This window comes from Acinetobacter legionensis (genome assembly GCF_048551735.1).
In the GTDB taxonomy this organism is placed as follows: domain Bacteria; phylum Pseudomonadota; class Gammaproteobacteria; order Pseudomonadales; family Moraxellaceae; genus Acinetobacter.
The window spans coordinates 1-486 of record NZ_JBIMBV010000093.1; the positions used below are offsets into that span (position 1 = coordinate 1).

Here is a 486-nt window from a genome sequence, read left to right on the forward strand (position 1 = left end):
TGATCACCATGGTTTCAACAGACATTCCTTGCTGAACCATTTGCTCACTGGAAATGCTGACTGATTCAACAGGATCTTGAGTTGTAGGATTGATGATGGAGATTGGGCGATCATCAATAAATGCACCATGATCAATGGCATCATATTTTGAATCATTGTGCTGAATAGCATTAATGGTAAATTGGTGTGGCTCATCTTGTGAGATTGAAACTACACGAAATTTCATCGTAGCTAAATCTTGTGCATCAATCACCCATACATTTTGTGGGGCAACACTATCAAATGCTGATACTACAGTAACAACTCGACCAGCAATGCTTGATACAACTCGTGCTTGTGCCTTTCCATTCTCGCCATTAACAACTAGACGGTCACCAGATCGGCACACCACATCATCACGATCTAAGGTGATTTGTTTTAAATCAGCACTGACTGAAGAAATACGCCCACCATTTGCACGACCAGCTAACAACTCATCAGCAAGTT

The 486-nt window shown here is 41.4% G+C and carries 1 pseudogene; it reads right to left on the reverse strand.

Features of this window, described 5'->3' with window-relative positions:
• A pseudogene (locus ACG9ZL_RS21155) lies at positions 1-486 on the reverse strand (TipJ family phage tail tip protein); the annotation flags it as partial.